Annotated in this window: 11 protein-coding genes and 2 pseudogenes; 5 read left to right on the top strand and 8 right to left on the bottom strand. The window is 68.0% G+C overall.

Annotation, left to right across the window (positions count from 1 at the left end; all coding sequences use genetic code 11):
- Positions 1 to 21: 21 nt before the first annotated feature.
- A complete protein-coding gene (locus WME95_RS37135) occupies positions 22 to 1,122 on the bottom strand; it encodes a hypothetical protein (protein ID WP_437904052.1) in 1,101 nt (366 codons plus the stop codon).
- A 329-nt stretch (positions 1,123 to 1,451) separates the two neighbouring features.
- Here WME95_RS37135 and WME95_RS37140 point away from each other — a divergent pair, with 329 nt between their 5' ends.
- From WME95_RS37140 to WME95_RS37150, 3 genes are all read left to right on the top strand, one after another.
- Positions 1,452 to 1,847: a transposase gene (locus WME95_RS37140; protein WP_437904053.1), complete on the top strand. Its 396-nt coding sequence runs from the start codon at positions 1,452 to 1,454 to the stop codon at positions 1,845 to 1,847.
- Positions 1,848 to 1,987: 140 nt separating this feature from the next.
- Entirely contained in the window at positions 1,988 to 3,352 is a 1,365-nt protein-coding gene (locus WME95_RS37145) for an IS110 family transposase (RefSeq protein WP_437904054.1), read from the top strand.
- 221 nt (positions 3,353 to 3,573) lie between these two features.
- The gene (locus WME95_RS37150; protein ID WP_437904055.1) at positions 3,574 to 4,005 is read left to right on the top strand and encodes a hypothetical protein; all 432 of its coding nucleotides are present in this window, start codon (positions 3,574 to 3,576) and stop codon (positions 4,003 to 4,005) included.
- Between the two features lie 190 nt (positions 4,006 to 4,195).
- Here the strand turns inward: WME95_RS37150 and WME95_RS37155 are convergent, their stop codons facing one another.
- From WME95_RS37155 to WME95_RS37175, 5 genes and pseudogenes are all read right to left on the bottom strand, one after another.
- The gene (locus WME95_RS37155) at positions 4,196 to 5,062 is read right to left on the bottom strand and encodes a PAS domain S-box protein (protein WP_437717078.1); all 867 of its coding nucleotides are present in this window, start codon (positions 5,060 to 5,062) and stop codon (positions 4,196 to 4,198) included.
- A gap of 117 nt (positions 5,063 to 5,179) precedes the next feature.
- Positions 5,180 to 5,458, bottom strand: coding sequence for a hypothetical protein (locus tag WME95_RS37160; protein WP_437904056.1), 279 nt, complete (start codon positions 5,456 to 5,458; stop codon positions 5,180 to 5,182).
- A 55-nt stretch (positions 5,459 to 5,513) separates the two neighbouring features.
- A pseudogene (locus WME95_RS37165) lies at positions 5,514 to 5,801 on the bottom strand (homogentisate 1,2-dioxygenase); the annotation flags it as partial.
- A gap of 19 nt (positions 5,802 to 5,820) precedes the next feature.
- Positions 5,821 to 6,423: a transposase gene (locus WME95_RS37170; RefSeq protein WP_437911065.1), complete on the bottom strand. Its 603-nt coding sequence runs from the start codon at positions 6,421 to 6,423 to the stop codon at positions 5,821 to 5,823.
- 43 nt (positions 6,424 to 6,466) lie between these two features.
- Positions 6,467 to 8,140: an alpha/beta fold hydrolase gene (locus tag WME95_RS37175; protein ID WP_437904057.1), complete on the bottom strand. Its 1,674-nt coding sequence runs from the start codon at positions 8,138 to 8,140 to the stop codon at positions 6,467 to 6,469.
- A gap of 366 nt (positions 8,141 to 8,506) precedes the next feature.
- On the opposite strand from WME95_RS37175, the gene WME95_RS37180 reads away from it, so the two are divergent.
- On the top strand, positions 8,507 to 9,703 hold the full coding sequence (locus WME95_RS37180; protein ID WP_437904058.1) for a serine hydrolase domain-containing protein: 1,197 nt from the start codon (positions 8,507 to 8,509) through the stop codon (positions 9,701 to 9,703).
- 179 nt (positions 9,704 to 9,882) lie between these two features.
- On the opposite strand, the gene WME95_RS37185 is transcribed toward WME95_RS37180, so the two are convergent.
- A complete protein-coding gene (locus WME95_RS37185; RefSeq protein ID WP_437904059.1) occupies positions 9,883 to 10,032 on the bottom strand; it encodes a hypothetical protein in 150 nt (49 codons plus the stop codon).
- A gap of 148 nt (positions 10,033 to 10,180) precedes the next feature.
- A pseudogene (locus WME95_RS37190) lies at positions 10,181 to 10,324 on the bottom strand (transposase); the annotation flags it as partial.
- A gap of 381 nt (positions 10,325 to 10,705) precedes the next feature.
- Here WME95_RS37190 and WME95_RS37195 point away from each other — a divergent pair.
- Positions 10,706 to 12,940, top strand: a complete 2,235-nt coding sequence (locus WME95_RS37195; protein ID WP_437904060.1) for a hypothetical protein — start codon at positions 10,706 to 10,708, stop codon at positions 12,938 to 12,940.
- The last annotated feature ends 9 nt before the right edge of the window (positions 12,941 to 12,949 follow it).

The raw sequence follows: 12,949 nt of genomic DNA on the forward strand, positions 1-12,949 counted from the left end.
GGCCGCGCCACCGTGAGCGACTCAACGGGGCAGCTCGTTTGCCGCACCGAAACGATAGATTGGACCCAACGGGCCGAACCGGCCTTTGCCCACCTCGTCGTCTAGGCTGGCGTTTCCTGCGGGACCACCTTCTCCGGCGTTCCCGATCTCGATGGTCGTGCCGGGCAGGAGGGCCAGATTGGGGACCACGTACGCGATGCCGACGGAAGCGCCGCCGAGCCCACCACCGGCATCACCGCCGCGGCCGCCGGTCCCTCCGTCGCCGCCGTCACACGCTTTCCACATGCCAGTAGTACCATAACCCAAGCCCCCTTGGCCTCCCGGTTGACCCATACCGCCTAGTTGGCCCGTTCCGCCCACCCCGCCCCTGCCGCCGTTGCCCGCGACAACCAGCGTCGCCGCGAGTTCCAGCTTGGTGTCCTCCAGTGCGACGATGGCGATGCTCGCGCCGCCATAGCCGCCACCCTTGCCGCCGTCGCCGCCGCAGCCCCCGCTTCCCCCCGAGCCGCCGGCCGCACCACGTTGAGGGCGGCTTGTCGGACATGCATACATGGGCCCGCGCGACTTGCTGCCACCTCCGCCGCCCCCTCCTTGGCCGGCGCCGCCCTTCTTACCGTCTTCACCCCGGACGCCGATCCATCCATCGATGTTGAGGTACCCTTCACCCGTCGCGCCGCCGCCGCGACCACGGTCGGCGCCCTCCGCGCCGTCTGTCCCGTCTTCGCACCTCATGCTGTTGGCCCCGGTTCCTCCAAGGCCTTTGCCCTCGGGATTTTCCGCGGGCTCGGGCTGTCCTCGCGTGCCATCGCCACCGCCTTTAAGCCCGCCGTCGCCGCCGTATCCGCCCGTCGACTCGATGCCGTCGTCGCACATGTTGGCCACCGGAAGGGCGCCCACGGCGGCGTCCGTGGTGCAGGCGTCCACGCCGTCGTTCCCCACCAGGCCGTCCGGCGCCCGCTCGGTGTCCGCGTCCTCTCCCGGCTCCCCGTCTTTGCCGTCGCCCGCGAGAATGACGCTCTCCCGCACGCTCGCCCTGGCCCCCGTGCTCAGAACCATCCCGATCGACGACTTGCCATCGCGCGCCGAGGCGTCCGCCGCCACGACGCGCACGCCGGCGATCACCGACGTCGCGTCGTTCCCCGCGAGCGCCGCCCCCTCCTCCCCGAGGATCCGCAGCGGGATCCCCCTCGGCGGCGCGATGATCGTCGGGTGATCCGGCCCTTCGAATGAGCCCTCGTACGACCAATCCCCGCCGTCACAGCGACGCCCTCCCCAGAGGCCCTCTGTGCCAACGTCGGGTGAGACAGGCTTCCCCTGGAAATCTGTGGTGAGAGGGCGGAGAATGGACCTGACCCGTGCCGAAGCCTTCCCATCTCCGATCCGTCGATCCTACCCCCGCCCCAGCGGCGCAGGGCGCTGCTCCACGCCCGAGTGGCGCCGCCGTCGAGACTGTGCCGAAGCCGGGCAAGAGGCGGAAGTTCTCGGCGGCGGAGAAGCTGCGCATCGTTCGCGAGGCGGCCGCATGCACCCAGCGCGGCGACATCGAGGCGCTGCTGCGCCGCGAGGGCATCTACAGCTCCCTCCTGACGGCGTGGCGCAAGCAGCTCGCCCTCCACGGCAGCGAGGCTCTCGCGGGGCGCAAGCCCGGCCGCAAGCCGAAGCAGGACGCCAAGGACCGGCGCATCGCCGAGCTCGAGAAGCGCTCCGCGCGGCTCGAGGAGAAGCTCGCGCTCGCTGAGAAGCTCATCGATCTCCAAAAAAACCATCTAGGGCGGCGCCCCACCTGTAGACGAGAAGCTCAAGTACGCATAAGGCTGTCGGCGGGCTCGGAAGGGAGCGGCCGGTAACTTTTTGGCGACCTCAATCCCGTAAAAAACATGGTCCAGGGACTGCTATGGACTTGGCAGTGGTGACGCTTCGCGCGATCCCGTTTAGGAAAGTGTTCTGACGTGCACTCTCACCTTCCGACCCACTTGTGGAGGCACTCATGGCGAGCAACAAAACCAAGGGGACTCGCACGCCGGCAGCGCTGACCCCGATCCATCGTCGGGCCGCTGGCATCGACATCGGATCGAGGGTCCATCTGGTGGCCGTTTCACCAGACCTCGACGCGGAGCCCGTCCGGTCGTTCAGGAGCTTCACCGCCGACCTGAACCAGTTGGCCGACTGGCTCGTGAGCCTGGGCATCACCACCGTTGCCATGGAATCGACAGGAATTTATTGGGTTCCGGTACTTGAGATCCTGGAGGCGCGCGGTCTCGAGGTCGTGCTCGTCAACGCGCGCGACGCGAAGAACGTGCCGGGTCGCAAGACGGACGTGAACGATGCGCAGTGGATCCAGCAGTTGCACAGCTATGGCCTGCTGCGAGCGAGCTTCCGTCCTGGCGCGGCGATCGTCGCGCTTCGTGCCTACCTCCGGCACCGCGAACGGCTGATCGAGTACGCCGCGTCGCACGCGCAGCACATGCAGAAGGCGCTGATGCAGATGAACCTGCAGTTGCACCATGTGGTCAGTGATATCACGGGCGTCACCGGCCTGAAGATCTTGCGGGCGATTATTGGTGGGGAGCGTGATCCCGAAGTGCTGGCGGCTCACCGTGACGTGCGCTGCAAAGCATCGGTCGAGACGATCTGCGAGGCGATGACGGGCAATTACCGGCCGGAGCACGTCTTCGCTCTTCGGCAGGCTGTCGAGCTCTACGACACCTACCAAGCCCAATTGCAGGACTGCGATGCCGAGATCGAGCGAACCGTTCGCGCGTTGCCACAGAAGGAGACTGCCGCGCCACCACCTCCTCCGCGCTCACGCAAGGTCCAGAGGAATGAACCGCGTTTCGACGTCCATGCCCTGCTGCATGCGATGCTCGGCGTCGACCTGACACAGATCAACGGCCTCGGCCCGTCTTCGGCGCTGCGGATCGTGGCGGAGTGCGGTACCGACATGACGCGCTGGCCGACCGTAAAGCACTTCACGTCGTGGTTGACGCTCGCACCGGGCACCAAGATTTCGGGCGGCAAGGTACTCAGCTCCCGCACGCGCCCATCGGCGAATCGTGCAGCGGCCATGCTGCGCCTTGCAGCGGTCTCGGTGAGTCGAACGAGCACAGGGCTCGGGGCGTTCTTCCGGCGACTCGCCGCGCGTATCGGCAAAGCGAAGGCCATAACGGCCACGGCCCGCAAGATCGCCGTACTTTTCTACAACACCCTGCGGCACGGCTCGGCCTACGTCGACCCGGGCGCGAACGACTACGAAGAGCGCTACCGGCAACGATCGATCGCCAATCTCCGCCGACGGGCGGATGCGCTGGGCCTGACGCTCGTCGAGGGACAGGTTGCGGCAGGAGCTTCTTAGGAACGCGTTCCGCAACGTCAAGATTCCCGGAGCCGTTCCTGGCTCGTGCAGTCCGACTGTACGAGATCATTGACAGAACGGGCCTTGTGCGATCAGGCAGGTCTTCCACGCCTGAAACACCTGGGATTACCGCGACGTCGCACCAAGCGGAAGGCATGTTACCGTACGACTGTACCCTACTGGCTCGACAAAGTACCCGAGTTTATGGGAAAATAGACCCTATGGGGAAGAACCTGGCCTGGAAGACTCAGGACCGTCTCTCCGTGGTCGTGCACAACGAGTGTGCGCCTACGGATCTTGAGTGGAACATCTATCTCAATCACGTGCGTGAGAACGTGAACATTCCCAATCTGAGGGTCTTGGTGTGGACCGATGGTGGATCCCCTGATGGGCGGCAGCGTAAGGCCATGGAGGTGGTGGCACGTCAGGGCTATCCCAACCCTCCGCCGCTCGCGGTGGTGACTCAGAGCATTGTCGTGCGGGCGGTGATGAAGCTCGCGTCCATCTTCAATCCGCATATCCGCTGCTACTCCCCCGATCAGATCTCCTTGGCGTATATGTATCTGGGGCTCACTCCGGCCGAGCGCGACCTCGCCTCCCAGCTCATGAGGGAGCTCAGAGGGGAATTACGCAGCACGAGCATCGCGTCATGAGTCCTCGTACTGCCAACGAGCCATGTTGCCGCGGCAGGCGCGGGAGCCATGGCGCTCCGACGCCACCTCTTGCCTCGACACCCACACGCTCGAAGTGATCGAGGCCGTTGAGCAGCACCTCCGGTGGTATCGACTCGATGCGAGGCGCTGGGGGGCTCGGCCTGCGACGGAGCTGGCGCCTGAGCGCGGGTCAGCGCCGACGCAGGGCGTCGGCGACGCCCTGCTGCAGGGTGCCGCACGTCGTGATCCCGGTCAGATCCATGCCGGCGCGGACGATGTGCTGGGCGACCTCCGGGCGGATCCCGGTGAGGATCGCCCGCGCCCCGAGGAGGCGGACGGCCCGCGTGGCGCGCAGCAAGGCGTCGGCGACCTGCTCGTCCACGTCGGGCACGCCCGTGATGTCCAGGATGGCGACCCGCGCGCGCCTCTCGGCGACGCCGCGCGAGAGGACCTCGATCACGGCGCTCGCCCGCTCCGGGCTCACCGCGCCGATGAGCGGGAGGATCAGCGTGTCGTCGGTGATCGGCAGCAGCGGCGTCGAGAGCTGCGCCACCATCGCCTGCTGGGCGAGGAGCGCTTCCCGCTGCACGAGCGCGACGCGGGTCGCCTCCTCCGCCCGCCTCCGGTCGGTGATGTCCCGGATGATCGAGACCCTCACCGACCGGCCCTGATAGGGGACCTTCCGGCCGCGGACCTCCGCGAAGAACCGGGAGCCGTCTTTCCGGAGGATGTGGTGCTCGTACGTCACCTCGCTCCCGGAGCGGACGTGATCGATCACGATGTGCCGGTCCTCGGGCGCCGCGAAATCCAGAGCGCTCCGGCCGATCATCTCGTGGGCCTGATACCCCATGAGATCCTCGACGCGAGCGTTCACCTCGACGAGGATCCCCTGCTCGCTGATGGCGATGACGTCCGGCGAGGCGTCCACGAAGCGGGACAGCCGCTGCTCGGTCTCCGCCAGCCGCGCCACGGTCTGCTGGTGCTCCGCGAGCGACCGCGTCAGCTCGTCGACGCGACGCCGCAGCTCCTCCGCGTTCTCCCGTGCATCGTGTTCCATCGTCTTCGTAACCCGGACTGTCCCGCCGCCCCTCGCTCCGGCCTCGCGCGCTCGGCGAGCAGGCGCCGGCGACCACGCAGCCCGGCGCTGGCCACGGGAGGGGCGAGCGGATCGAGGCTACAGGCAACGCAGGACGTTGTCGCGCACGAGCTGCCAGATGGTCTCGGGGATGTGGCCCAGCCAGCAGACGTCGCGCTCGACCGGCGCCTCGGCGTCGTCGAGCGGGTCGTCGGGGCTGTAGGCGAGCCGCCACAGCCGCTCCCTCACCGAGCCGTTCCGCTCGACCACGAAGCGCTGGACGAGCTTCGTCGCCAGCTCCTCGCCCTCGACGTCGAGCAGCAACGAGGGCGGCGCCACCTCGATCTCGCCCGCGCCGCGCAGCGGCTGGAGCCGCACGTACGCCCCCTTCGTGAGCTCTCCTTCGTCCGGCGGCTCGAACCCCGCCGCGCGGTCATGCGCTGCCGGGCCCCGATCCTGGACTTGCGATGAAGCTGTCCTGGTAGCCCGGGTCCTCCACCTCGATGGCGTCTGCGGTGGCCGAGAGCGGGCGGATCGTGTCGAGCATGACCGCGAGCTCGCTCGTCCCGCGGCTCCCCAGGCTCGCCTCGTACGCGCCCGGGTGCGGCCCGTGTGGAACGCCCGCGGGGTGGTGGGAGATGCTGCCGGGGCCGACGCCGCGCCGCGAGGTGAAGTCAGCGCTGCAATACAGGATGACCTTGTCGCAGTCGACGGACAGGTGGTGCTTGCGCGTAGGCAAATCAAGCCGGATCGCAGCGCGAGGAAGCGTAGCGCGGCAGAGCGAAAGGGTGGGACCGCGAGCATCGTGATGGCAGGGCGCGGTCCGATGCGCTTGCGCGCCAACGTGGGCGACTCGCCGAGGCGAGCACGCCCGCGTACTTGACGGTGGGAAAGCGCGGCGGCGGGACGCTGGCCGCGAGGCGGCACAGGAGCGAGAGCGGATCCATGTCCACCGCGACAGTCCCGTCAGCGAAGGCGCGCTTGAGCGAGAGCTGCACCAGGCCGTCCTGCTGCGGCTCGACGCGCTCCTTTGCGATCGGGGGTCGCAGCACGTAACGCAGCAGCGCCTCCCTCGCCGCGGCATGGTGCGCACCGGCGCGCGTCGCTGCGTGCAAGGTGAAGCCATCGAGCGCAGCGCACAGCGGCTTGTCGTACGCGAGCGCGCTCGGAGAAGACGGCGAGAGCCCGCGGAGCCATTGCGGGGCGACGACGTGTGGCGCGGCTCTCGTCCCGAGAAGGCGGAGGCACAGAGCGCTGCCTCGGGCTCGTCGTCCTCCTCGACGTCGTGCTCGATCTCGAGATGCCCGTGCCGCCGGAGGGTTCGGAGCATCAGCCCGCGCAATCGCCTGCCGGCGCTCGCTTCTTTTCGTTCATGGGATGTACGGGTCAGCGCTCGACGCGGAGGCTCCTTTCACGCGCGAGGCGCGCGAGGGACGCCCAGTCGACCGGCGCCACCTTCCTCGGCGCGGGGGCGCGCGAAGCCGTGTTCTCCCACATATCCTTCGTGCCGAAGAGCATCTCGGCGACCGCCGGATCCTCGTCCCACGTGACGGGCACGAGGTCGTCGAGGCAGGTCGTGTCGACAGGGGCCTCCGGATCCGCGATGAACTTCGCCATCATCTGCGTGCCGCAGGGCGCCGCATCGGCGGTCTTCACGGGGGACTCCATCGTGACCACGTGCGGGCTCCAGGGCACCGCCACGAACGTCTGGTGGGGCGCGGTCAGCCTGTCGGCCACCAGCGCCGCCGGGCCGACGGGCGTCTGCGGGTCGAGCAGGCCGTTCATCGCCAGGATGGGCGCGGAGGAGCGCGGCCATTCGTTCCAGAACTGGTCGTGCGGATATCGCGGCCAGGCATCGTAGAGATGGCCGATCTCCAGCGCTGCCCCCGGGCAGAAGTGCTGCGCATCGCAGCGCGCCTGGAGCTCGGCCGAGGTCGGGGCCGGTTCCTCCCACAGCTCGGAGAGGGCCACGTGCGTCGCCAGGACGGCCGATTCCCGCGGCTCGCCGCCGTCGGCCTGCGAGGAGGATCCGCGCAGCGCCTGCATGTACTGGCCGACCACCTGCACGTCGCCCGCCTCGCAGCGGTCGATGCGGTAAGCGAGCGGGAAGAGGTGCGTCCGCAGGCTGCGCATCTGCGCGAAGGCCGGGGCGATCGACGCGAACAGCGCGACGTCGGCGCCGAGCTCCGAGCAGTGCCCCTTCGTGAGCTTGCCGAAGAGCGCGTCGAGCTTCGCCCAGGGATCGGGCCCGAGCTTCGCCCCGCAGACCGGATCGGCGGCGCAGATCGCGGACATGTCCTTTATCACGGGATCGAACTGCGTATCGTACAAGGACAGGTACTGCGCGCCCGGCGATACGATCGAGTCGAGGATCACGGCGTCGACCGCCTCGGGGTATTTCTGCAAGAAACGCAGCGCGCGCGCCGTCCCGTACGAGGCGCCGTAAAGGATCACCTTCTTGCCGTGCTCGCGCGTCCGCTCGATGAGGCGCGCGAGATCGTCGGCGTCGGCTGACGTCGTGAAGTGCGCGAGATCGTCGCCCCGCTGCGCCTTCAACGCCTGGATGCAGGCGGGCCACTCGCTCGCGCTGATCTCCGCCCCGTCCTCCGAGCTCGGGTCCTCCTGGACCGGGCATTCGAGGCGGCTCGAGAGCCCGACGCCGCGGTGCTCGAGCACGTACCAGTCCACGTCGGGCATCACGCGCTCCCATAGCTGCTCGATGAAGCCCGTGAACATGTTGCCGGAGTCGCCGGGGCCGCCTTGCAGGAGCCAGACCTGCGCCTTCGCCGCGCCGCCCGGCGCGAGGTGGCGCGAGACGAAGACGGGCAGCGTCGCGCCGTCAGGCTTCGATGGATCGAGCGGCAGGGCGACCGTGGCGCACTCGGAGATGAAGTCGCTTGGGCAGCTTCCCCATTCGACCGCCGAGCTGCCGCCCGAGGCTCCATCGCCGTTCGTGCCAGGGCTGGCCTGGCCATCGCCGCCGGAGCAGCCCGCAGCGAACGCCGTGAGCCCGAGCACCACGGGGAGGAGCCCTACCCGAACGACAGTCTGTGTGATCATCTTCGTTGACCTCGCAATCGCCGGAACGGCCAAAGGCTGAACGGCGCGAGGTCTGCGGTGGCAAGGACCACGGCGCCGGCGGCGTCGACGAGTGTGCCGGTGTCGAGCGCCGTCCTGTGTGTTCCCGCTCGGCCTGTTTCTGTTCAACGCCGGCCTCACTTTCCGTGGTGGCAGAGGTGTACAGGGAGCCATCCTCGCCACCGAGCCACGTGTCGAGGTACCGGTTCCACTCCTCGCTGCGCTGCTCCGGGCGCCCGCAGGATCGCGTAGCGGCCCGCAGCGCGCCAACCACCTGCGCGACGGGGCGACATCGAGGAAATCGTGAAAACCGTTAAACGGAACCAGGCCGATGGGGAACACACGGACATGGCACTCAACAAGCTCTCCATTCCGCTCTTCTGCGTGGCATCTCTCGTCGCGGGTTGCCCGAGCAACTCTTCCGAGGAGGGCGACGCGACGTACGACGAGCTGCTCCAGGAGGGGGTGGACAGGATTCAAGCGGGCGGCATTGTCGCCGTGCATGCGGAAATGCTCGAAGGCGACCGACGGTTCCGCGCCCGCAGCGGCGTGGCGCAGCTCAACAGCGAGACGCCGGTCGACTTCGACAGCTACTTCCGGATGGGCAGCAACACCAAGACGTTCGTCGCCGTCGTCGTGCTGCAGCTCGCCGGTGAGGGAGCGCTGTCGCTGGACGACACGGTCGAGCAGTGGCTGCCCGGCGTCGTGTCGGGCAACGGCAATGACGGCTCGCTGATCACGATCCGCCAGCTACTTCAGCACACGAGCGGTATCTACAACTATATCGGTCCGGCCGAGCCGGACGGCCCGGATCCGCAGCCGGCCCTGGCCGTGCTGCGCTCCGCCGAAGAGTACATGCAGCATCGGCTCGACCACATGGACGCGGAAGAACTCGTGGCGCTCGCCATGGACCACAAGCCGAGCTTCGATCCGGGGATGCAGTGGGCCTACTCCAACACGAACTACGTGCTCGCCGGCATGATCATCGAGCGTGCCACCGGAAACCCCTGGAGCGAGGAGGTCGAGGCGCGCATCCTCGATCCGCTCGGCCTCGACCACACGTTCGATCCCGGCGATGAGCCTGATCTGCCTGCCCCGCACGCCGTGGCATACCAGCAGTACGAGGTCGACGGGCCGCTCATCGACGTCACGGTCGCGAACCATACCATGGCCGGCGCCGCCGGCTCCCTCGTCACGACCACCGCGGATCTCGCGAAGTTCTGGCGGGCGCTGACCGAAGGAGCGCTGCTCGAGCCGGAGCAGATGGCAGAGCTCCACGAGACGGTCCCGGCGCCTGACTTCGACCCGATCGCGCCCGGCACCGATTATGGCCTCGGCATCATGTGGATCCCGACCAGCTGCGGTGGAGGGTACTGGAGCCACGCCGGAGGCACGCTCGGGTACTCGACCCGGAACGCCGCGAGCGACGACGGCTCTCGCGTCATCGTGATGTCGCTGTCGACGTCGACCGACGACCCCGAGGCCGCGTACGCCACGATCATCGATACCTTCAAGATCATCGATCAGCTCATGTGCGCCGATTGAGCGTGAGCCCGGCGCGGGAGACGCGGCCGCCCCGGTGAGGCCCGTAGCAGCGCCGAGGTTCGAGCGGTTTGAGGTCGCGCTGATCATGGTCTGCTGCAGCTATGTTCGGAGCCGGGCGCCGGGATCACGGAATCGTGAGCCGATGCGAGCGGCGGGCTCGACGTTCGGCCCAAGCTTGCTCACCCCTCCGGTGCCACCGGCAGCCCGAGCAGCCGACCGATCGTCTCGAGAACGACCCGGGCCGCCACCTCGTCCCCGAGGGCGACGGCGCGGCTCAGGGTGCTGGCGAGCGAGGCGACCACCGCAGCCCGACGCGACGGCTCGATCACGGCGAGGTCCCCAGGCCCGGGGCTTGGCCGCTGGGCCCGGGTTGTGAGAGCCGCCGTCCCGGTGCTCATCTCCCCAGACAGCTCGCTGCCCTGCGCCTCACGCCGCCACAATCTTCGTGCGTGCCACCTCGATCGCGGCGGCGGCGTGACACGCAGCCATCAAGCCGAAGTGTCGGATCTTCACGAAGCGATGAGGCAGCACGTGCAGCAGGAAGCGACGCAGAAACTCCTCTGCGGAGAGCGTCACGGTCTCGTCTCCGCAGGTCCGGAAGCACACTCCGCGCTCATCCATCCAAGGAGCCGCCTTCACGCCACAGCCTGCGGGGCGGACCGTCAGGGAATTAACACCGCTCCTCGCCCCTGAGTCCACCCGCCAGAATGTTAACGCATCTGGTCCGCCCTAGCTAAAATTCCTCTCCTGCTAAACCATGGCAGCTTTACCAAACTTGACGATTTCCCTCGTGAAACCGTGGGGAAACCGATGCGACGGCGAGAACCGTGCGAATCGATGGGAGAGCAAACTTCCCGTGTCCACATGGGGTGACGCCTGTGATACAGGGGTACGAGTTTGTTCGACGTGGGTAAGCCCACGGAGGTTGGAATGCGCGCATTCAAGTGCTCGATGTTTCTTGCCCTGCTCGCGGCCGCGGGTTGCGAGGATGGGCCGGCTCAGGTGTTTCGGCCGATAAACACCGATCCCCCCGCAAAGTCGGGGGATCCGTGGACACAGCCGGGCTCGCGGGATTTCGGATCGAAGACGAGCGGCGACAGCCAGGGCCGAGCTCGCTTCTGCGACGAGGCCAAGACATCGGCGCTCGTCGAGGGCCTCGTCAGCAAGCCGATCATCCCGGACGTGGGAATCGCCGGCATGCGCCTCTGGGGCGACGACGGCAAGCAGCTCCGCGCGGACGAGCTCGTCGGGCTGCCCGAGGACGGCAAGTTCTGCGACCCGACCAGCGTCTACTCCAACGCCTTCACGTGGGGCCCGACGGACGAGATCATCGTGTTCTTCAACGAGGAGACGCGGCTCGTCGAGGCCATGATGGCGTATCAGTCGTACCTCGGCTCGATGGAAGGTCAGGTCAAGATCGGGAACAAGGCGGAGGACGTCGTCGTCAAGCCGCGCGAGCGGATCCAGATCGGCGTCAAGGAGCTCGACCAGTACACGGGGCGAGACCAGCAGGGCGAGCGCACGAACTCGTGGCTCAACGACGCCAACATCACGAAGATTTACGGGATGATCCGGCAGCAGTTCTTCGGCTCGGATCCGCTCCCCGAGGGGTTCAACTGCGTCGAGGCGGCGCTGTGCGACGTCATCTACACCGCCGCGGACGAGTCGGTGCCTCAGGACACGTTCCTCGACTTCCAGGACTCGGGCGTCCAGCTCCGGTTCACGCCGGAGGGGCAGGTCACCTTCGTGTACCTCCAGCCGGTGCGCATCGCCCAGTTCGAGGTCGCGGGCGGGCTCACCATGGGCGACGCGGCGCTGGCGCCGGCGTACACGAGCACGTCGCGCGACGAGTGCGTGGTTGGCCTGAACAGCGACGTCACATGGCAGTCGTTCCGGTCGCGCTGCATCGATAGCGAGCGCGAGCTCTCGCGCGCGAACCTCGACGTCTATACGCAGCGCGACGCGGTCTCGGTCGAGTTCAACGGCATCACCTACGACTTCCTCCGCGATACGACGAAGTCCGACGTTTTCCACAACGGCGAGGCCCCGGTCGACTCCGACGTCCTCTTCGGGATGACGTTCACGCGCTCGCTGCAGGCGCCCGTGGCGCAGTTCGTGCCGGAGGCGCTCGCGGCCCAGTACAAGACCCGCCTCGAGGCGCGGCTCATCGCCGCGGTCGATCCGGAGCACGCGGCCACGCACCCCATCTCGAGCTTCGCCGTGACCGTCCCGGCGTCGCTCTCGACCACGCCGCAGCGCATCGGCGCGCTCGCGTACGAGGGGGGCGAGAGCTGGGTCGGCGACGTCGTCGCGGAGGTCCGCGACATCTATGGCCGCCTGTCCCCGGCGGAGCGCGCGGCGGTGGACCCGCGCGTCGCGGACCCCGTGTTCCTGATCGAGCCGTTCGTCGACGCGGTGCTCGACGCGTTCAGCTTCGGCGCCGCGGCCGCGCCGGACGCGTTCAAGGTCTTTCGCACCACGGACGACGAGCGCTGGTCGATCGGCTTCGGCCACTTCCTCCAGGGCGACGTACCCTACCGGCTCACCGTCCAGTACAGCCTGAACTTCGGCGCGGTCACCGCGGTGACGGTCGAGCGCGGTCAGAGCCAGATCGATCGGGTGTTGCACAGCGTCAGCGACGCTGTCTTCGGTCAGCCCTACTACCTCTTCCAAATGTCCTCGGCGCAGCTCGCCGAACAGAACCCCTACGCGCTCGGGTCGTCCGGGGCCATCGAGGTCGGAGAGGCCGATCGCGGGCTCCGCACGCTGGACGTCACTCTCCTTTCGGTCAACGCGGCGGGAGAGGTGGAGCCCGTGCAGATGACCGTCCCCGGCGAGCACATGGACGATCGCGCCGGCTTCCTCCGGCAGATCCGCGGCGAGCGCTCCGAGTTCGTGCCCGCGCACGAGATCCGGCTCGCGGGCAAGGAGACGCAGCTCCTCGTCCACGCGGCCCCGGACGCGTCGGGCGCCCTCCAGCTGCTCCGCGTGGAGCAGTCGACCTACAAGGGGAAGGCGCGGCTGTGCAGCGGGCTCGACGTCGCATACGGCGACGACGTGCGCAGCAAGGTCGAGGCGTGGCATCAAGGTGTGAGCGCGGAGGAGTACCAGGGCTGCGAGCTCGTCTTCAACTACTCGGAGGACGGCAACATCCTGCTCAGCGTCGCGTCCCTCAAGAACCGTGTGTCCGTGGGTGTGGTGGCCGAGCGCGCTGTCAGCGCGGCGACGTGGCTGTGAAGGAGAACG

The organism is Sorangium sp. So ce327 (assembly GCF_051530205.1).
Taxonomy (GTDB): Bacteria; Myxococcota_A; Polyangia; order Polyangiales; family Polyangiaceae; genus Sorangium; species Sorangium cellulosum_B.

Excerpts from the sequence above, each read along its gene's own strand:
- WME95_RS37145 (WP_437904054.1), top strand. The coding sequence starts at position 1,988 with ATGGCGAGCAACAAAACCAAGGGGACTCGCACGCCGGCAGCGCTGACC.
- WME95_RS37150 (WP_437904055.1), top strand. The coding sequence starts at position 3,574 with ATGGGGAAGAACCTGGCCTGGAAGACTCAGGACCGTCTCTCCGTGGTC.
- WME95_RS37155 (WP_437717078.1), bottom strand. The coding sequence starts at position 5,062 with ATGGAACACGATGCACGGGAGAACGCGGAGGAGCTGCGGCGTCGCGTC.
- WME95_RS37175 (WP_437904057.1), bottom strand. The coding sequence starts at position 8,140 with ATGATCACACAGACTGTCGTTCGGGTAGGGCTCCTCCCCGTGGTGCTC.
- WME95_RS37180 (WP_437904058.1), top strand. The coding sequence starts at position 8,507 with ATGGCACTCAACAAGCTCTCCATTCCGCTCTTCTGCGTGGCATCTCTC.